This window comes from Haladaptatus paucihalophilus DX253, from assembly GCF_000376445.1.
In the GTDB taxonomy this organism is placed as follows: domain Archaea; phylum Halobacteriota; class Halobacteria; order Halobacteriales; family Haladaptataceae; genus Haladaptatus; species Haladaptatus paucihalophilus.
This window is the reverse complement of sequence record NZ_AQXI01000001.1, coordinates 137,372-156,831: the sequence shown is the minus strand read 5'-3', so window position 1 is coordinate 156,831 and position 19,460 is coordinate 137,372. Positions and strand designations below refer to the sequence as shown.

General features: G+C 62.9%; 17 protein-coding genes and 1 pseudogene. 9 read left to right on the top strand and 9 right to left on the bottom strand.

What is annotated here, in order from left to right; all coding sequences use genetic code 11:
* Nucleotides 1-23: 23 nt before the first annotated feature.
* A complete protein-coding gene (locus tag B208_RS0100915; protein WP_007978508.1) occupies nucleotides 24-1,205 on the bottom strand; it encodes a PAS domain-containing response regulator in 1,182 nt (393 codons plus the stop codon).
* A 280-nt stretch (nucleotides 1,206-1,485) separates the two neighbouring features.
* On the opposite strand from B208_RS0100915, the gene gatE reads away from it, so the two are divergent.
* Nucleotides 1,486-3,354: a Glu-tRNA(Gln) amidotransferase subunit GatE gene (gene gatE, locus B208_RS0100910; RefSeq protein ID WP_007978507.1), complete on the top strand. Its 1,869-nt coding sequence runs from the start codon at nucleotides 1,486-1,488 to the stop codon at nucleotides 3,352-3,354.
* 16 nt (nucleotides 3,355-3,370) lie between these two features.
* Here the strand turns inward: gatE and B208_RS0100905 are convergent, their stop codons facing one another.
* From B208_RS0100905 to B208_RS0100895, 3 genes are read right to left on the bottom strand one after another with little or no spacing between them, the layout of a single operon-like run.
* Complete coding sequence (locus tag B208_RS0100905; protein ID WP_007978505.1) at nucleotides 3,371-4,258, bottom strand: ABC transporter permease; 888 nt, start codon at nucleotides 4,256-4,258, stop codon at nucleotides 3,371-3,373.
* A 1-nt stretch (nucleotide 4,259) separates the two neighbouring features.
* Nucleotides 4,260-5,183, bottom strand: coding sequence for an ABC transporter permease (locus B208_RS0100900; RefSeq protein WP_007978503.1), 924 nt, complete (start codon nucleotides 5,181-5,183; stop codon nucleotides 4,260-4,262).
* Between the two features lie 9 nt (nucleotides 5,184-5,192).
* Nucleotides 5,193-6,326 (bottom strand): ABC transporter substrate-binding protein, encoded by a 1,134-nt coding sequence (locus tag B208_RS0100895; RefSeq protein ID WP_171970511.1) that lies wholly within the window; start codon nucleotides 6,324-6,326, stop codon nucleotides 5,193-5,195.
* A 171-nt stretch (nucleotides 6,327-6,497) separates the two neighbouring features.
* Here B208_RS0100895 and B208_RS0100890 point away from each other — a divergent pair, with 171 nt between their 5' ends.
* On the top strand, nucleotides 6,498-7,562 hold the full coding sequence (locus B208_RS0100890; RefSeq protein ID WP_007978500.1) for an ABC transporter ATP-binding protein: 1,065 nt from the start codon (nucleotides 6,498-6,500) through the stop codon (nucleotides 7,560-7,562).
* A 128-nt stretch (nucleotides 7,563-7,690) separates the two neighbouring features.
* Here B208_RS0100890 and B208_RS0100885 read toward each other — a convergent pair whose 3' ends face one another.
* From B208_RS0100885 to B208_RS0100875, 3 genes are read right to left on the bottom strand one after another with little or no spacing between them, the layout of a single operon-like run.
* Nucleotides 7,691-8,527, bottom strand: a complete 837-nt coding sequence (locus B208_RS0100885) for a phosphatase PAP2 family protein (RefSeq protein ID WP_007978498.1) — start codon at nucleotides 8,525-8,527, stop codon at nucleotides 7,691-7,693.
* Nucleotides 8,528-8,563: 36 nt separating this feature from the next.
* Nucleotides 8,564-9,313: an RNA methyltransferase gene (locus B208_RS0100880; protein ID WP_007978495.1), complete on the bottom strand. Its 750-nt coding sequence runs from the start codon at nucleotides 9,311-9,313 to the stop codon at nucleotides 8,564-8,566.
* Entirely contained in the window at nucleotides 9,310-9,834 is a 525-nt protein-coding gene (locus B208_RS0100875) for a hypothetical protein (RefSeq protein ID WP_007978494.1), read from the bottom strand. The genes B208_RS0100880 and B208_RS0100875 overlap by 4 nt, the downstream gene beginning before the upstream one ends.
* 204 nt (nucleotides 9,835-10,038) lie before the next feature.
* On the opposite strand from B208_RS0100875, the gene B208_RS0100865 reads away from it, so the two are divergent.
* The 6 genes and pseudogenes from B208_RS0100865 (at nucleotide 10,039) to B208_RS0100840 (ending at nucleotide 16,529) form a co-directional block, all read left to right on the top strand.
* Nucleotides 10,039-10,740: a DUF7504 family protein gene (locus tag B208_RS0100865; RefSeq protein WP_007978491.1), complete on the top strand. Its 702-nt coding sequence runs from the start codon at nucleotides 10,039-10,041 to the stop codon at nucleotides 10,738-10,740.
* Complete coding sequence (locus B208_RS0100860; protein WP_007978489.1) at nucleotides 10,737-12,845, top strand: hypothetical protein; 2,109 nt, start codon at nucleotides 10,737-10,739, stop codon at nucleotides 12,843-12,845. Before B208_RS0100865 ends, B208_RS0100860 begins: the two co-directional genes overlap by 4 nt.
* A gap of 40 nt (nucleotides 12,846-12,885) precedes the next feature.
* Nucleotides 12,886-13,698, top strand: a pseudogene (gene folP, locus B208_RS0100855) (dihydropteroate synthase); the annotation flags it as partial.
* A 10-nt stretch (nucleotides 13,699-13,708) separates the two neighbouring features.
* Nucleotides 13,709-14,428 carry a 6-hydroxymethylpterin diphosphokinase MptE-like protein gene (locus tag B208_RS0100850; protein ID WP_007978485.1) on the top strand — a complete coding sequence of 240 codons (720 nt, stop codon included), beginning with the start codon at nucleotides 13,709-13,711 and terminating at the stop codon, nucleotides 14,426-14,428.
* Nucleotides 14,429-14,495: 67 nt separating this feature from the next.
* On the top strand, nucleotides 14,496-15,056 hold the full coding sequence (locus tag B208_RS0100845) for a maltose acetyltransferase domain-containing protein (protein WP_007978483.1): 561 nt from the start codon (nucleotides 14,496-14,498) through the stop codon (nucleotides 15,054-15,056).
* Between the two features lie 63 nt (nucleotides 15,057-15,119).
* Entirely contained in the window at nucleotides 15,120-16,529 is a 1,410-nt protein-coding gene (locus B208_RS0100840; RefSeq protein WP_007978481.1) for an FAD-binding oxidoreductase, read from the top strand.
* Between the two features lie 11 nt (nucleotides 16,530-16,540).
* Here the strand turns inward: B208_RS0100840 and B208_RS0100835 are convergent, their stop codons facing one another.
* Entirely contained in the window at nucleotides 16,541-16,813 is a 273-nt protein-coding gene (locus tag B208_RS0100835) for a hypothetical protein (RefSeq protein WP_007978479.1), read from the bottom strand.
* Between the two features lie 126 nt (nucleotides 16,814-16,939).
* Here B208_RS0100835 and B208_RS0100830 point away from each other — a divergent pair, with 126 nt between their 5' ends.
* Nucleotides 16,940-17,587, top strand: coding sequence for a class I SAM-dependent methyltransferase (locus B208_RS0100830; RefSeq protein ID WP_007978478.1), 648 nt, complete (start codon nucleotides 16,940-16,942; stop codon nucleotides 17,585-17,587).
* Nucleotides 17,588-17,641: 54 nt separating this feature from the next.
* Here B208_RS0100830 and B208_RS0100825 read toward each other — a convergent pair whose 3' ends face one another.
* Nucleotides 17,642-19,330, bottom strand: coding sequence for a thiamine pyrophosphate-binding protein (locus tag B208_RS0100825; protein ID WP_007978476.1), 1,689 nt, complete (start codon nucleotides 19,328-19,330; stop codon nucleotides 17,642-17,644).
* Between the last annotated feature and the right edge of the window lie 130 nt (nucleotides 19,331-19,460).

Genomic DNA, 19,460 nt, shown 5'->3' with positions numbered 1-19,460 from the left:
CTCCACGGTCGGCCATCGGGTCGTCAACACGCCGGGTCGATTTCCGAGTCGGTCACGTCCTCGACGATGAAGACGATTCGTTCCACGGTGCCGTCCTCGGCGTGGACGGGTGCCCCGTTCACGGAGAAGTGACGCCACTCCCCGTCCGGGGTCCGGTATCGCGTCCGCACGCCACGAAGCGTCGTTTCGTCCTCGAAAATCGTCGTCAACGGGTGGCCGTTCTCTCCGATGGGTGTCCCGTCCTCGTCAGTCACCGTCCACTCCGAGGAGTCGTAATTCCTGTTCGTGATTCGCTCCTTCGGAAGTGCCAGCATTTCGGCCATCCGCTCGTTGACCCGCTCTATCTCACCGTCCGTGTCGAGGATGATGATGCCGACGGGACTCGTTTCGAACACGCGTTCGAGCAGCTCCCGCTCGCGGCGGTGTTCCTTCCGAATCCGGGTTTCGTCGGTGACGTCGCGGAAGTACACCGACAACCCTTCCGTCGAGGGGTAGGCGTGGACTTCGAACAGGGTTTCGAGGGGTTCGAAGTAGGCTTCGAACGTGGTCGGTTCCTGTCGCTCCATCGCCCGTCGGTACTCCGATTCGAACGTCGAGTTGACCGATTCGGGGAACTCCTCCCAGACGACGTTTCCGAGGAGGTCCGCCTCGGGACGGTCGAGCAGTTCCTCGCCGCGCGCGTTGACGAACGTGAACCGCCAGTCGGCGTCCAACGCTAAAAACGCGTCCGTCACCCGGTCGTAGACGGCGTTCATGTGCCGTCGGTACGCGTCCGTCGCTCGTTCGGCGCGATGGCGGCTGACGACGTTTTCGATGCGGTTCGCCAGCACCGCGTATCTGTCGGGGCCGCCCTTCTGGAGGTAGTCGGTGACGCCCGCGGAGATGGCTTCGCTGGCTATCTCTTCGCTCCCTTTGCCGGTGAAGAGGATGAACGGCAGTTCGGGCGAGCGCTCACGAACCGCTTCCAAGAATTCGAGTCCGTCCATCGACCCCATGTCGAAATCGCTGACGATACAATCCACCGTGAGGGAATCGAGACGGTCGATGGCTTTCGTGGGTGCCGTTTCGGTGTAAACGGCGATATCGGAGATGTGTTCGGACAGCAACGGGTCGGAGAGGCGCAACCGTGCCGGGTCGTCATCGACGTGGAGGATACGAATCGGCGCGTCCGCTGTTGGATTCCTCGACGCGAGGAAATCGTTCATATCCGGTTTACTGTTCGTATCATTTTTATATCTATGGGGAGCATGCCGATATCGAATTCATATCTTCGAAGAAATTCACGAATGAGTAAGCATTTGCGTGTCATTTATGCGGTCGTCCCTCTCGCTCGTCGGTGGCGTGCGCGAACCGTGACCCGACGGTTCCGCGGTACGTCCGCGCCCGGTCACGGCCCCACGTTTCGGACCTCTTGTCGACGGTTCGAATGGACAGACTCGCCCGAACTGGTCGGTTTTTTACCCCTCCACATCTCATGTCCGACCAATGAGTGAGTACGACTACGAGAACCTCGGTCTCGTGGCGGGGCTGGAGATACACCAGCAACTCGACACCGAGACGAAGTTGTTCTGTGGCTGTCCGACCGAACTACGCGACCCCGAGGAGTCGTCCCGAACGTTCACCCGCTATCTCCATCCGACGCGGAGCGAACTCGGCGAGATAGACGAAGCGGCCCTCGAAGAGAGCCAAATCGACCGCGAATTCGAATATCTCGGCTACGACTCCACTTGTCTCGTGGAGGCCGACGACGAACCGCCACACCGACTGGACGGGGAAGCCCAGCAGGTCGTCCTCGAAATCGCCCAACTGCTCGACATGGACGTGGTGGACCAAGCGCACATCATGCGAAAAATCGTCGTTGACGGGTCGAACACCTCGGGATTCCAGCGGTCCACGCTCGTCGCAACCGGCGGCGAAATCCAGACCAGCGACGGTCCGGTCGGCGTCGAGGACCTGATGCTCGAAGAGGAGAGCGCCCAGCGCGTCGAGGAGCGCGAGGACGGCGTTACCTTCAGCCTCGACCGCCTCGGAATCCCGCTGGTCGAAATCGGCACCAGCCCTGACATCAGTTCGCCCGAACAGGCTCGTGAGGCCGCAGAACGCATCGGTATGCTCCTCCGCTCGACCGGCCACGTCAAACGCGGTCTCGGGACTATCCGCCAGGACGTGAACGTCTCCATCGAGGACGGCGCACGCGTGGAGATGAAGGGTGTCCAGAGTCTGGACGACATCGACGACCTCGTTCGGTTGGAGGTCGGCCGACAGGTCGAACTCCTCGACATCCGCGACGAACTCCAGTCGCGCGACGCCGAGGTCGGCGAGGTACAAGACGTGACGGACGTGTTCGAGGGGACGGAAAGCGGCGTCATCGAGGGCGCGCTCGACAGCGGTGGGAAAGTCACCGCGGTTCCCCTCTTCGGCTTCGACGGCCTCGTCGGCCGGGAGATTCAGCCCGACCGACGCCTCGGCACGGAACTGTCTGACCACGCCAAGCGCCACGGCGCGGGTGGCATCTTCCACACCGACGAACTGCCCGCCTACGGCGTCACGGAGGAGGAAGTCGATGCGCTCCGAGACGCGGTGGACGCGGGCGAGGAGGATGCAGTCGCCATCGTCGCCGCCAGCCCCGAGGTCGCTGACGGGGCCATCGAGGCCGCCGCGGAGCGCGCGGCAGTCGCCATCGAAGCAGTCCCCGAGGAGACCCGCGGCGCGAACGAGGACGGCACCTCGGGCTACCTCCGTCCGCTCCCCGGCGCGGCGCGGATGTACCCCGAAACCGACGTTCCGCCGGTCGATTTGGACCCGACGGAGGTCGAGACGCCCGAACTGCTCACCGAGAAGGTCGAACGCTACCAGTCCGAGTTCTCGCTCGGCGCGGGACTCGCCGAACAGGTCGCCTACGGCCGCCGGATGCCGCTGTTCGAGCGGGCGGTCGAAACCGGTGCTGACCCGACGTTCGTCGCCGGACTGGTCGAGAGCACGGTGACGGAACTCCGGCGCGACGACGTGCCGGTCGAAAATCTCGACGACGAGCACTTCCTCGCCGTCATCGCGCTCGTCACCGACGGCGAGTTGGCGAAGGAAGGCGTCAACGACGTGATGACGCTGCTGGCGGAGAACCCCGAACTGACGGCGGAAGAGGCCGTCGAAGAAGCGGGGCTCTCCGGCGTGGACGACGAGGAGGTTCGAGAAGCGGTGGTCGAAGTCGTCGAGCGCAACGAAGAACAGGTCGAAGAGGAGGGAATGGGTGCCTTCTCCGGGCTGATGGGTGAATGCATGGGAAGCCTTCGCGGGAAGGCGGACGGCGACCTCGTGAGTCAGCTTCTGCGCGAGGAAATCCAAAAGCGCGCCTAGAAAAGAAATCAGCTCGCTACTCTTCTTCTCCGCCGCCCGTCCCGGCCACGTAGCCGGTGACGTTGCCGACGTTCATCGCCACCGCCAGCGCGACGGCGATGACGAAGACGATGAACGTCGAGATGGCGTTCATCTTCGGCGCGGTTCCGTACTTTATCATCGAGTACATCGACACGGTTATGACGTTCATCGTGCCGCCGACGAAGTGCGCCCGGATGAAGTCCTCGAACGACCGAATCCACGCGAAGAGGAATCCGGCACCGATGGCGGGGGCGACGATGGGGAGCGTCACGTCCCAGAACGTCGTGAGCGGGTCGGCCCCCAAATCGCGCGCCGCGTCCTCCAACGACCTGTCGAAGGTGTAGAGGCGGGCCGTCACCATCAACAGGACGAACGGGAAGCCGTAGATGCTGTGGGTGAGGATGAGCGTGATGGGTCCCATGGTCATCCCGAGGACCGTCTGGAAGTAGATGATGAGCGCGATGCCCAACACGACGCCCGGAATGACCATCGGGAGGATGCCGAACGTCCGGTACAGCTCCTTGAGCGGGAAGTCGTAGCGGACGAGGGCGAAGCTCGCCAGCACGCCGAGAACCGTCGCTATCAGCGCCGAGAACGTCGCCACTTGGACGCTGTTCAACAGCGCGGTCATCAGCGACCCGTCGGCGAACGTCGCCGTGTAGTGGGCGAACGTGAACCCTTGGAACGGGAAGAACGTGCTGGAGTTGACGGCGAACGAGAGGAACATCATGGCGACCAGCGGTATCCACAGGAACACCAACAGCAGTCCCACGATGACGTACAGGCCGCGGCGGAGCAGTCGCTGTCTCCGCTCGTGTCCGAACGTCGGCGATTCACTCGACTCGTCGGCTCGCTCCGTCGTGGTTCCGGTTTCGGCAGCCATCTCAGACACCTCCCAACTCTTCGATGCTGACGTAGCGGAACGCGAGCGCGAAGGCGACCACGATGGAGACGACGATGAACATCGACGCCGCGCTTCCGTAGTCGATGGCGTACTGTCCCGTGATTCGTCCCTCGATGAGTTGCCCGACCATCAACACCCTCCCCTGCCCGAGGAACCGCGGCGTGATGAACGCGCCGAGCGCGGGGACGAACACGAACAGGCTTCCGCTGATGATTCCCGGCAAGGTCAGCGGCAGAATGACGTCACGAAGCGTTCCCGTCCGGGACGCCCCTAAATCGCGCGCCGCCTCGACGAGCGAGAAGTCCAGCCCCTCCATGCTCGCGTACAGCGAGAGGAGCATGTACGGGAAGTAGGCGTGCACCAGACCGACCACGATGGCCGGGATGCCGTAGTTGAACAGCCCGATGGGACCGTTCACGATGCCGGTTTTCAGCAGCGTTCGGTTGATGACGCCGCTCGGACCGAACATGAGGTACCACGAGTACGCACGTACGAGGTACATCGTGAAGAACGGCAACAGCACGAGGAAGATGATTACCTTGAACGTTCGGCCGCCGCGACGGGCGAGGAAGTACGCGAGCGGGAACGCCATCACCAGACAGAGGATAGTGGTGATGCCCGCAATCGCGTACGAGAGCATGAGCGAGTGGAAAAACGGCGTCTCCCAGAACGGCCCGCTCCCCGTGAACAGCCCCGAGTAGTTGGCCATCGTCGGCTGCCAGACGATTTCGTAGGCGTCGTTGATGCTCATGAAGCTGATGACCACCATGAACGTCAGCGGCGCCATCAACAGGAGCAACAGCCAGAGTAGGCTGGGACTGAGCGTGAAGCCGAGCGTTCGCTTCCGCGAGGCGAAGGCACTGATGACTGCTTGGCGTTTGGACCCTGAAGTATCGGAAGACATTGTGGGTGGTTATGCCGTTTTCACTTCGTCCCACGCGTTCTGCCACGCGTCCTCGTTCTCGACGGCCTTGAACGGGATGAAGTCCTCCAAGCGTGACGGCTTGATGGACCCGAACATGTCGTTCTGTTCCTTCGAGAGGTGTTCCTGCGTCTTCGGGTTACAGCTCGGCGAGTAGCCCGCCTTGGCGAGGTCGGCACCGAGTTTCGGCGCGATGAACTCGTTTATCACCTTCCACGCGAGGTCCTTGTTCTCGGACTTCTTCGAGACGACGGCGGACTCGAACCACGCGAGCGACCCCTCCTTCGGCGTCGCCATCTTCGGCCACTCGGTGCCGTTCGACCACATCTCGACGATTTCGTTGCGGCCGGATTGGCCGACCAGGAAGTTGCCCTGCTTGAACGATTTGATGTACGTCGGGTCGGCCGCGATGTACCCCTGCAGCTTCGGCTTCTGCTCGATGAGGGTCTTTTTGACCTTCTGTATCTGCTTTTCCGAGAGGGTCACTTTGTTGCCTTCGAAGGCCTTCTTGTACCCGAGGTACAGCGCCGTCGCGCTCATCGCCTTGAAGTGGTTGTCGTACATGACGACCTTCCCGTTCAGGTCGGTCCCCTTGTACTCGTCACTGAACAGCACGTCGTAGCTCTGTTCGTGGTCCTCGGGAATCTTGCGCGAGTCGTAGGAGTAGCCGTACCAGCCGAATCGGATGGGAACGCCGTACTGCTCGCCGTCCTTCGTGAACTGGTTCTCGCTGAACCCTTTGAACGTGTCGTAGATGTCGGACTTGTTTGTCACGATGTCGTCGGGCACCGGTTCCACGAGTCCCGCGTCCATCATCTTCGGGACGTAGTTGTTGTTCGGAACCGCGATGTCGAACTGTTCGTCCTTCCCGGACTTCCACCCGGTGAACATGTTCGAAGAGGACGTAGATTTGGTGAATTTGACGGTCACGTCCAAGCGGTCCTCTATCTCCTTTTTCAGGTCCGCGTACTCCTCCCACGTGAGGATGTTGATGGTGTTACCGCCGCCGCTTCCGCCACCGCCGCTGAAGAGACATCCCGAGAGACCGGTAATTCCGACCGCACCCGCCGTTCCCGCGGCCTTCAGGAACGTTCGACGACCGCTCCCCGTGCTACTATTCGTCATGTTTTCTCCACCCATGTCTTTGTCATCCATACTCATGAGAAAGTCACGGATTCACATGATATTAATTCTTCGGCACATAACCGTTACTCGGCAATTAATAATTAATACTACTGAAGTAATTACCTAAATTTCCCCAGTAGGTTTATACCAAGTGCTGATAGTGGGTAGCACATGGTAGATGATAACGATGTCCTCATCGATCTGCAGGCGGTCAGAAAGGAGTACGACGAGGTGACGGCGGTCGAGAGCATCGATTTCACCATCCGGCGCGGGGAGTTCTTCTCGCTCGTCGGTCCGTCCGGGTGCGGCAAGACGACCACGCTCCGCATGATAAGCGGCTTCGAGACGCCGACGCAAGGACGCGTCTCGCTCAACGGCGAGGACATGACCGGCGTCCCCCCCAACGCTCGGGACACCAACCTCGTCTTCCAGCACCTCTCGCTGTTCCCCCACATGAGCGTCGGGGAGAACGTGGCCTACGGTCTGAAGAAGGCGGGCATCGATTCGACGACGCGGGAACGGAAAGTGAGCGACTACCTCGAACTCGTGAATCTGGGCGGCTACGAGGACCGCCGTCCCGACGAGTTGTCCGGCGGCCAGCAACAGCGGGTCGCCCTCGCCCGTGCCCTCGTCAACGAACCCAGCGTCCTCCTGTTCGACGAACCGCTGTCGAGCCTCGACCGGAAACTCCGCAAGCAGATGCAGGTCGAACTCAGGAAAATTCACGAGAAGACGCAAGGCTCCTTTTTCTACGTCACCCACGACCAGGAGGTCGCCATGACGCTCTCCGACCGGATGGCCGTGATGAACGACGGCACCATCGAACAGGTCGGCAAGCCCGAGGACATCTATCGCAACCCCGCCAGCCCCTTCGTCGCCGACTTCATCGGCGACACCAACCTCTTCGACGGGGAGGCGCGAACCCAGAACGGCGCGACGACGGTCGATATCGACCGGGATTTCTCGTTCGTCGCCGAGGAAAGCGTCCGCGACGGTCCCGTTACCGTCTCGATTCGACCCGAGGAGTTCGTCCTCACGGACGGTAACGGACCCGTCAAGGGACGAATCGTCGAGCGCTACTTCCAAGGTGATCAGACGAACTACATCGTCGAACCCGACTCGGAATCCCTGTCGGACGTTCGCGTCGTGATGCAGGGCCGCGAATCGCCGGTCTCGCGCGGTGAACGCGCGGCGTTCGACGTTCGGGACGGCGCGCCGGTCGTCTTCGAGGCGTAGTCGCTCTCGTTTCTATTCAGCGCGTTTGGCGTCGAATCGCGTCGCTCGGCGACGAGTTACATCAACCGCACGGCTGGATGAACGAGCGACAGCCTAACAGCGGTCGTGGCCCGTCGCGCGGCGCGACGCTATCGGTTGGTCGTGCGGCGAACTGCCGCAACCGCCTCGCGCGAGACGACCGACCAGCGCGGTTCGCTGAACTGGCGCGAAAGCGTGTACGCACAGGCGACGAGGACGAGGGCGAAGGCCGCGTCGGTCAACCAGTGGACGCCCAGATAGAGCGTGGACACGACGATGGCCGTCGAGAGGAAGGCCATCGTGTAGGCGTACGCTGTATCGGCTTTTCGAGCATAGAGCGCCGCGAGTACCGACAGGCCGGTGTGGAGGCTGGGGAATGCCTTCACCAGCGTATCCGTCGAGAAGATACCGTACTGGATGGCGGGGCTGAGTTGGTACATCAGCGGTTGTACCGAGGTCAGATACAGCGACGACACCTTCACCGGGAAGAGGACGAAGAACGGAACCGCCAGCGTGACGAGGATGACGTACGCCAGCGCGTAGCGGTGTGCCTCTTCCTCGTCGTGGGCCTTCAGTTTGAAGTACGTGAACAGCACGGCGAACGGGAAGCCCACGAGGTACACGGCGGTAAACGCGAGTGTGAGCGGTTGCGAGGCCACGGTTTGGAACGTGGCGACGGTCGCGCCTTCGATGGCGTAGACGAACCCGGTGAAGGTCCGCCCCACGTGGAAGTGGAGCGCGACGCTGTTGACGGCCTGTGTGACGACCCACGCGACGCCGAGGTATTTCCAGTCGGTCTTGAGGAAGTCTCGGAGGAGGGTCGTGAGTCGTTCCTCCGGCAAGAACACCTGCTTGCCGACGAACATCACGAGAACGCTCGGTACAGCGACGAGGAGGGTAAACTGCGTCCCGAGCGGGAGGGAATGAAATTGGAGGGCGGGAAGCATCGCTACACCCTACTTTATCGACAGAATATAAAGAAGTTACTTATCGTTGCGGGACGTCCGCGGCGTGTCCGACGCTGACGCCCGCTGGTTCGCCCGTCGAACGATTCCTCGCAGTGTCGCTATTTCCCTGCCGGTGGGATGCGCGCGGCCGAACACGCGCCGAATCATCCGCATGTTCTTCTCGTGTTTCTCGGTCGGTTGGCCGACGGTTTCGAGCAGGTCGGAGAACGCTCCGTAAAACCCCTCAATTTCCGCTTCGTCCGCACGCTCCCGCGAGACGTCCGGGAGTTGGGTCTCCTCGACCGTCAGCGTTCGGAGTTCGTAGAGGGTGACGGTCGCCGCCTGTCCGAGGTTCAACGCCGGGTACGACGCGCTGGCGGGAATCGAACACACCTCGTCGATGCGCGAGAGTTCCTCGTTCGTCAGGCCGTTCGCCTCCCGGCCGAAGATGAGGACGGTATCCGTCGTCACGTCCTGCAAGCTTTCGGCGAGTTCGCGCGGCGTCTTGAACGGGAACCGAACGTGGTGGCTCGCGTCCTCGTTCGTCGTCGCCGTCATCCCGACGGTGTGGTAGTTCTCGATCAACTCGTCGAACGTCACCTCGTCGTAGTTCGGCAATACGTCCTCGCGGGCCTGTCCAGCGAAGCCGTAGGCCTCGCTGTCGCGGCCGAACTCCGGCGGATTCACGAGTTTCAGGTCGTCCATTCCGAAATTTTTCATCGCGCGTGCGATGGTCCCGATGTTGCCGGGCGTCTTCGGTTCGACGATGGCGACCGCGGGTTTCATTTCGGATACTCTCGGGACATGTCCACGTCCCGCAAGTCGATTCGCTCCTGTTCCTCCTCGGGGAGGTCTACGTTCAGTTCGCTCTGGTCGGCCTCCGGCGGTTCCGGCAGGTCGTCCGGGTCGGTATCCACGTGTTCCATCCCTTCGTACCCGTCCGGCGCGCGCCCGCCGTCGGCGAACCATTCGAGGAACTCGTCCTGCAGTTCCTCCTCGCCGCGGAACCGGTCGCCGCCCTCCTCGAAGTACCAGTAGAGGAAGTCGGTCTCGTGGTCCGAACAGACGCCGACCTCCGCCAGCGGTTCGCCGTAGACGACTTCCATCACGTTACACATCGTGATGTTCTCGTCGCCGTGTATTAACCAGCAGGCGTGGCACGGGGACCCCACGAGCGCCGACAGCCGAAAGAGCCGCGTCCGCGTGTCCTCGTCCATGTCGTCCATCGGTCGGTATTCACCGTTCTCGGTGAACACCTCCTCCTCGTCGAATCGCCACCCGCGAAGTCCGATGCTCACTTTACCCATCACGTTCCCGTAGCGACCGGAAGGACAAAAAGAGCATGTCTGCGGGGCGTGCGTGCGAACGCATCGAAACCGGTCTCGAACTGGTCGTCGAGCAAACGGGAGCAATTCGAGACGTGAAGGAGGTGTAGGGCCGAGATGGCGGATCGAACGCTCCACCATCCATCCGAATGTTTATCATCTTTCACCCGAATCTCGTATCAAACAATGCGTTCTGCAGAGATTTCGTTCCGTGGTGGGGATGATTCGCCGAAGTTCCACGACGTTCTCTCCGACCTCAAACGGCGGGGCTGTAACATCCTCGTCACCGGCCGAGTCTCTGAGACGACGACGAACAGGACGACGATGCAACTGTTGGGAGCGTCCACCGAGGAACGGAAACGCATCCTCGTCCTCACCGACACCGTGGCCCGGTACGCGAACTCGAAGCTCCCCGGCGGGACGAACGCCGACGACCCGGACGTCTGGGTCATCGATTGGGGCGATGACGAGCGCGCGGCTTCGCGGTCGATGGCGGCACCGTCGCAACCGGGCGTTACGGTCTCTTCCGAGGAGTCACTACGGGAACTCCGGGGCGACATCGTTACCGCCGTCAGCTTCTTCGACGAATGGGCCGACGGGCTGTCCACGTCCGAGTTACGGCTTTCGTTCGACTCGCTCATCAAACCGCTCGAACAGTGTGAGCAGGAGACGGTCGAGCAGTTCCTCAGAACCGTCACGGCCCTCGTTCGGGGGGTCTCCGGGATGGCACACTACCATCTTCCGGTACCCGATTCGAATTCGGTGGTGCAGGAACTCACGCCGCTGTTCGACGCGCGCGTCGAACTCCGACAGACGAACGGGCTGGTTCCGGAACAGCGCTGGCACATCCCGGAATACGGCCAGACGACCAACTGGGTTCGACTATGAGTTTCGAGTGGGACACCGAAGAGCCGCTCGGCGTACCGACGTTCGAATCCAACCCCGACGCGCCAGGGGTTAGAATTTGGGACCCCATCGACAAGGGGAGCTTCGTCTTTCTGACACCATCCCCGGTTTCGCTCCGGCCGGGTGAGACGGAAGATTTCGTCGTTCCGTTGGACTCCGCCGTCGAATTCCGAACGAGCGAACTCGAAATTCCCGAGCGTATCGATTTCAACGTCTGGAACTCCCCGGAAGGAGTCTCCGAGCAGGTTTTCCCGTCCGGCGACGGCTGGCAGTCCTCGGAACCCGTCGAATACCTCGAACTGCCGTCCACCGCGGTGAAAATCTACATCCGCGTCGGTTGTGACCTCACCATCCGAGAGCGGGACGGCTCGATGTGCGTGGAACTGGACGCCGAACGGACGATTTCCATCGGCTGTCGGTCGCTCAACGAGTCACCGGCGGGAACGATAACCGTCACGGACGACATCGAGGACGTGATGCGGGCCGTTTCGCTGTTCGGGTCCGCACTGAAGACGCTCTCGCCCGAGCGGTCGTTTCCCAGTTTGCGCGGCCACCCACCGCTCATCGAACGCGGGGAGGAGTTTTCCGTCCCCTCGCACATCACCCGTCCCGACTCGGAGGTTCGACTGGTGCTCCCGCCGGAACGACGGTACGTCTACGCCGCCACGTCGCTCGCGTACTATCTAGGTGCCGAGGTGGTTCCCGGCGACACCCCGAGGCTCGAAACCCCGGTGGGCGAGTATTCGTTAGCGGGCGGTGGGGGTTTCGACGGGTTCGAAGCCGAGGTTCCCCGCGTGTTTCAGCACGTCTTCTTCTTCGATTGTGTCATCCGGGAGGAGGGGTTCTACGACGTCCCGGTCTACGAGCGCCAGCAGGTCGAACCCCTCGTCGAGTTCGACTTCGACGACCTGTATGCGAAATCGCTCCCGGAACAGTTGGACGCGTATCTGTCCGTGCCGTTCGACGCCATCGAGGCCGTTCTACCGCCGTGGCACCTGACCATGGACATCGTTCCGTCGGCGGAAAACGCCGACGTGCTTCCGTTCGTCGCCGACGAGCTCCCGCTGATTCGATGTCCGACGCCGACGACAGCGAGCCGCGTCGAGGCGCAACCGACGGAGATAACCGACTTTTGTCGAAGCCCCCGGACGGAAACGAGTGAGCCGCTCGAAACGCGGCCCGTGAGCCCGGAGCCGGTGGAGACGATAGAACACGTCTGGGTCGGCGACGGCGTTCCGATGGGGAGTAACAAAGCGACGGTCGAATCCTACCGTCGTCGCGTCGATTCCGAGACGTCGAATCGCTCGACGATTCACGTCCAAATCGTCTGTAACGACCCGATGATGAAAGCCGAGGGAACGGTACGAGAGCGCTATCAGTTCGGGGATTCGACATGCCACGAGGTCGATATCGCGTACGGCGTGACGACGGACGAACTTCGGTCCCTGTTCGCCACGGAGGTTGACTTCCTTCACTACATCGGTCACGTCAACCACGACGGAATCGAGTGTATCGACGGCGTGCTCGACACGAGAACGCTCGACACCGTGAACGTCGAATCGTTCCTGCTCAACGCCTGTCGCTCCTACGAACAGGGGGCCACGCTGGTGGAGAAAGGCAGTCGTGCGGGCGTCGCCACGCTCTCCGAAGTGCCCAACGAACCGGCCACCAAAATGGGTTGCTTAATCGCTCGCGGACTCGGGTCGGCGCTCTCGTTTCGAACCGCACTCTCCATCGCACAGTCACAGACGCTGTTAGGTGACCGGTACGTGACTATCGGCGACGGCGGAATGTGTCTCTGTCTTCCGTTTTCGGGCACCACTTCGATGGTCCACATCGAGGACATCCGCGACGGAATCTACACCGTTCGGCTGAAACCGTACAGGACACCACGCTACAGCGCCGGGTCGATGAGCGGGTCGATCTGGGACGACGACGCCAAACTGTATTTAGCGCCCAAATCGCACACCACGTTCGAGATGACGGGGGACGAGTTCGAGGCGGGGGTGTGCGAGCAGTCGATGCCGATCGAATACGAAGGGGAACTGTACTGGAGCGAGGATATCACCGCCGCGGACCTGCACTGAAAGGGCCGATTTTTATCCCTTCGTTCCCCCTATTTCTGGTATGCAGAACGTTGTCGCCGCGGGACTTGGCATCGGGCCGGAACATCCGCCGCGAATCATGGGTGTGTTGAACGTCAGCGAGGAGTCGCCGTACGACCCGAGCGTGTACGACGACCCGGCTGACGCCGCGGAGTACGTGGACGAAGAACTCGTCGGAGAAGGCGCGGACATCGTGGACGTCGGTCTGGAGTCGGCGAACAAACGCTTCGACGTGCTATCCGCCGAGGAGGAACTCGACCGACTTGGTACCGCCCTCGAAACCATCGAACTCGTCGAAGGGAATCCCGTCTTCTCCATCGAAACCCGCTACGCCGAGGTCGCTGACGAGGCGCTGTCGGGCGGGTTCGACATGGTGAACGACATCTGTGGCTTCGCGGACCCTGAGATGGCGACGGTCTGTGAGCGACACGACGCCGCGGTCGTGAAGATGGCTAGCCCGCCGGATTTGACCCGACCGGGTGCCATCGAACGCGTGGACGACATCTACGACGCGCTGGCGTCCGAACCGCTGACGGACAAGACCATCCTCGACCCGGCGTTCGGCGGGTGGAGCGAAGCGAAGACGCTCGCCGACGACAGGGAGACGTTCCACCGACTCGGCGAGTTCCGAGAACTGGGCCGTCCCATCCTCGTCTCCATCAATCGGAAGAACTTCATCGGCGACGTGGTGGGACGGGACACGGAAGAGCGCCTTCCGGCCAGCCTCGCCGCGACGGCGCTGGCGGTCGAACGCGGCGCGGACGTCATCCGAACGCACGACGTGGCGGAGACGCGCGACGCCGCCCTCATCGGCCACGCGTTCGGTCGGGAGCGCCAATGACGCGATGGCGTCGGTTCGGAGGAACCTCGTGAAGTTCGCCGAGTGGGAACCGGCCTATCGCGCAATCCTCTCCGATTTCGGGTTTTCCCGCGACCGGGACGAGCACGCCCGCGACGTGCTCGCCGACTTCGCGCTCCCGTTCGACCACGCTCGGTTCGATTCCGTTTCGGGGAGCACCGTCGCCGTCGCCGGTGCCGCTCCGTCGCTCGCGGACGAACTCGACGTGGCTCGGGCGGCGGACGTCGTGTTCGCCGCATCGACGGCGGCCGACGTCCTCCTCGACGCCGGAATCGACGTGGACTGCATGGTGACGGACCTCGACAAGAACCCCGAGACGGCCCGCGAATTGAGCAAACGGGGGGTTCCGGTCGCGGCACACGCGCACGGGGACAACATCCCCGCGATTCGAACCTACGTCGCCACGTTCGACGCGGACAACGTGTTGGCGACGACGCAAGCGAAACCGCGGGAGGCGGTCGAGAACTTCGGCGGGTTCACGGACGGCGACCGGGCGGCGTTCCTCGCCGACCACTTCGGGGCGAGCGAACTGGTCTTCCCCGGATGGGACTTCGACGACCCGAGCGTCGATTCGATGAAGCGGCGAAAACTCGACTGGGCGGAACGCCTCCTGTACTGGTTGGAACGGCGGCGGGACGAGCGGTTCTCCGTACTGGACGGTCGGCGGAAAGCCATCGACGCCGACGTATCGGGATTCGACCGATAATCGGGGTCGGGCGACGACTGGAACCGAAGGATGATTTTAGTGCGTCGGCGAGAAAGCGACTCGGACGATGGTTTCCGAGAAGGAAAAGATGCTGGCGGGCGAGTTGTACGACCCTGCCGACCCGGAACTCGCGGACGAGCGACGGCGGGCGCGGGAACTCACGCGACGGTTCAACGCGACGGACGAGACGGAAACCGAGACGCGAGAATCGCTGGTACAGGAATTGTTCGGTTCGACGGGGGAGCAGCCGCACGTCGAACCGCCGTTTCGGTGCGATTACGGGTACAACATCCACGTCGGGAACGGCTTCTACGCGAACTTCGACTGCGTGATTCTGGACGTGTGTCCCGTCGAGATGGGACGGAACTGCTGGCTCGGTCCGAGCGTCCACGTGTACACGGCGACGCATCCGCTCGACGCCGAAACGCGGGTCCAAGGCCCGGAGTACGGGAAACCGGTGGCGATGGGCGACGACGTTTGGGTCGGCGGCAGGGCGGTCATCACCCCTGGCGTGACGGTCGGCGACGGGGCCGTCGTCGCCGCCGGTGCCGTAGTGACCGACGACGTTCCGGAGAACACGGTCGTCGGTGGGAATCCGGCGACGGTCGTCGAGGAACTGGACGGCTGAGCGGCCCCGTTTCTTCACCGACGGTCGAACAGGTTTATTTCATAGGCCGTCGAGTGCTACCGCATGACGCACGACTGTTCGTTTCTCCGCGACCTGCCGTTAGACGACGACCGATACTCCTTCGGCGACTCACACCGCGCCGGACACGCGGGCGATTGGGGAACGCGGGAGACGGAGGAGGTACGACCGGATGCCGTCGTCTGGCCGGAATCCACGGCGGAGGTGTCGGCGGTGCTCGCGGCGGCGGACGAGCGAGGCGTTCCGGTGACGCCCTACGCCGCCGGAACGGGACTGGAGGGCAACGCGGCACCGACCCGCGGCGGCATCAGCCTCGACATGACGCGGATGGACGCGGTGCTCGACGTGCGGCCGGACGACTTTCAGGTGGACGTCGAACCGGGAATCATGGGAACGGCCGTGGACGAAGCGGTCGCCAAACACGGCCTGTTCTTCCCGCCGCTCCCCTCCTCCGGCGACATCTCGACGGTCGGCGGGATGATAGCCAACGACGCGAGCGGGATGCAGACGGTGAAGTACGGCGAGATTCACGACTGGGTGCTCGAACTGGAAGCCGTCCTCGCCGACGGGTCGGTCGTCACGGCGGGGAGCAAGGCGGTCAAAACGTCGAGCGGGTACAACCTCAAGGACCTGCTCGTCGGGAGCGAGGGGACGCTCGCGGTCGTCACCCGTGCGACGCTCGAACTCGCCGGACGACCCGAACAGATTCGCGGCGGCCGCGCCATCTTCGACTCCTTTTCGGACGCCGTGGACGCGATTTCCGATGCGGTACGCTCCGGCGTGGACGTGGCGAAGATAGAACTCGTGGACGAGACGAGCGCGACGATGGCGAACGCGTACACGGGGTCGTCGCTGCCCGACATCCCGATGGTGTTCCTCGAATTCCACGCGAACCACGGCATCGAGGACGAAATCGCGTTCTGTCGCTCGGTGTTCGAAGCCCACGACGTGTCCCGATTCGAGGTCGGGGACGAGGAGGAGATGGACGACCTCTGGCAAATTCGGCGGGAGATGGCCTTCGCGGTCGAAGCGTACGACCCCGACCTCTCGCCGCTCCACCTCGGCGACGTGACGGTTCCCATCAGCGAGTACCCCGAGATGGTCCGTCTCGTGCGGCGACTCGCCGACGAACTCGATCTATTGATTCCCTGTTTCGGCCACGCCGGGGACGGCAACCTCCACTACTCCGTTTTGGTGGACGAATCCGACGACGACCACATCGAACGCGCGCGCGAGGCACAGACCGAAATCGTCCACACCGCCATCGAGTGGGGCGGTACCTGCACCGGCGAACACGGTATCGGACGCGGAAAACGGGAGTACCTCGAACTGGAACACGGCGAGGAGAGCGTCGAGGCGATGCGACGGCTAAAGCGCGCGCTCGACCCGAACGACACGCTCAATCCGGGGAAGATGTTCCCCGAGACAGTCGATGGCGGGCGAATCGAGAACTGAACCGCCGAGCCTCAGGCGTCGAGGTCGCGTTTCGGCACTTCCCGGTAGCGCTCGCGTCCGACGGGGGTTCGCGTCTGCACGAGGTAGGTCTCCTCGGTGAGGTCGTAGATGGTCTTCGTCCGACCCGATTCGGTCCGTTCCGTCACGCGCGGAACGTCGTTACAGTCCGAGAGGTGGTCTCCGAGTTCCCAGCTGATCGGGGTACCGCGCGCCGACGGCTCCGCCGAGGAGGGGGTCGCTCCAGATGTACGTGTGCCGTTCTGACATTCCCCACGCAAATCCATATCACATAGAATGATAGTAGGTGATAAAACAATATCGGCATCGAATTGGCTAAAAAGAACCGGGAAAAACGCCGGGACGGTTCCGAACGTCGGGGGGTTTTACGGGTGGACCACATAGGGAGACGGATGGACCCCAACAGCGTCCGCCAACAGTGGGCAAAACGGTCGGGAGAGTACTCGCCGGACTACTACGCCTACTACGGCCCCAACGAGACGAGCGAACTGATACGCGCCCGCCTCGACGCCGCCGTCGCGCCGGACGCGTCGATTCTCGAACTCGGCTGTAGTTCGGGTCGGCACCTCGCCCACCTCCGCGAGGCGGGGTACGAGAACCTCCACGGCATCGAAATCAACGACGAAGCGCTCTCGGTGATGGAGGACACGTATCCGACCCTCGCCGAGGAGGGAACGTTCCACATCGATTCCATCGAGAACACCGTCCCCGAGTTCGACGACGGTCGGTTCGACGTGGTGTTTTCCGTCGAGACCCTCCAACACCTCCACCCCGACGACGAGTGGGTGTTCGACGAACTGTCCCGGATAACCGACGACCGCCTCATCACCGTCGAAAACGAGGGGGGAAACGGAGAGGAAGACGAAGCAGAGGATGAAAATGGGGACGAGGAACCGGACGAAACGGACGTGAACTACGTCCGCGACGAGTTCCCGCTGTACTATCGAAACTGGAACCGCATCTTCACCAAGCGCGGGTTCGTCGAAATCGATTCCGAACCCCTCGACCGGGACACGCTTCGGGTGTTTCGACCCAATTGATTCGGCCGATTCCGTCGAGCCCTCCGATTCTCCTTCGTCGGCCGATTCCCCTTCTCAGTCGTGAACCAACACGTCTACGACGCTCGGCCCGTCCTCCGCGAGGGCCGTCTCCAGCGTCTCCGCGATGTCCTCCGGTGACTCGACGAGATAGCCGGACGCGCCGTGGCTCTCCGCGTTCGTCGGAATATCGACGGGGGGTTCGAAGTCCATGCCGACGTACTCGTGGTCGTCGTCCTCGCCGCCGAACAGCTTCAGCGTGTTGTCCTTCAGGATGCGATAGTTGCGGTTGTCGGGGACGACGACGGTCAGGTCCACGTCGTACCGCGCCGCCGAGTAGAGCGTGTGGGGGTAGTAGAGATACGACCCGTCGCCGACGAACCCGACGACCCGCCGCGGGTCGTCCGTCTCGGCTTCGGCCATCGCGGCACCGACCGCGGCGGGGAGACCGTAGCCGAGGCCGCCGCCCTTGTTCGAGATGTAGGACTCGCGTTCGAAGGGCCAGCGGAGGAGCATGACGTACTTCGAGGTGATGCCTTCGTCCACGATGTAGGGGGACGACAGCGTTTCGCGGAGGGTATCGACGAGTTCGGCTTTCGACGCGCGCGGGTCGTCCCCGCTCCCCTCGCCCATCGACGCCATCTGCTGTCCGGCGAACTCCTTGAACTGTCGGACGCGTTCCAACCGTCCCGCGAGTTCGTCGTCCGATAGCTCGACCGCCTCGGCGAGTTCGTCCATCACGAGACCCAAGTCGCCGGTCACGGCAACGTCGGCGGGCGTGTTCTTGCCGACCTGCCACGGTTCGTCGTTCAGGTCGATGAGGGTCGCGTCGTCGGGCACGAGGTCGCGGTCGTGGCGCGTGAGGGTCGTGTTGGTCGAACAGCCAGCGAAGACGAGGGTATCGCTGTTCATCGTCGCCGCGGCGATGTTCTCGTCCGGCGGGACGTGGGAGACCCACTGCTCGTGGTCGCCGGGGAAGTCCACCTCGCAGGCCAGAATCTCGGCGTGAACGCGCGCACCCGTCGCCTCCGCCAACCGAACCGCCGCGTCCAGCGCGTCGGCGTCCGAGTACGCATTGTGTCGCGGGATGTGGTCGCCGACGACGAGCACGGGGTCGTCCGCCTCCGCGAGCAGCTCGGCGGCCCGCGCGATGGCGGTCGGGTCGCCCGCGCCGGGGTTCTGAATCCGGCCGAGCCGTTCGGGTTCGGCGTCGGTCTCGTCCATCATCACGTCAAGCGGGAGCGAGAGGAAGACCGGACCCGTGGGCGGCGTTTGGGCCACGCGGAACGCCCGCCGGAGCATCGTCGGGACGGATTCCACGTCGGTCACTTCTGCGCTCCACTTCGTGAACTGCTCCGTCATGGCGAGCACGTCGCCCGACAGGATGGGTTCCTCGTGGCGGAAGTCGAGGCTGTGTGCCCCGGCCGTGACGACGAGCGGTGCGCCGGTCACCGACGCGCCGTAGAGGTTCCCGAGGCCGTGGGCCACGCCCGGCGCGACGTGGAGGTTGACGACGCCGACCGGACTGCCGTCCTCGTCGGCGCGGTAGTTCTTCGTGCTCGCGTACCCGGCCGCCATTCCGACCGCGATGTCCTCGTGCGGCGCGAGGACGTACTCCAGTTCGCTCCCGCTCAACGCCTCCATGACGGGAAGTTCGGTCGTTCCGGGGTTGCCGAAGACGTACCGAACGCCGTAGGATTCGAGGACGTCGGTGAACAACTCGGCTCCCGTCCGTGAGTCTGCCATGGCGGTGACTGGATGCGAGCCACCAAAGGAGTTCTGGATGTATGTAACTATTTTTCGAGAAGGGACGATAAAACCGTGTACCATGGTACCGTCTCTTCGAGAATTTTCAAGTGTGAGGGCCTACTACGGC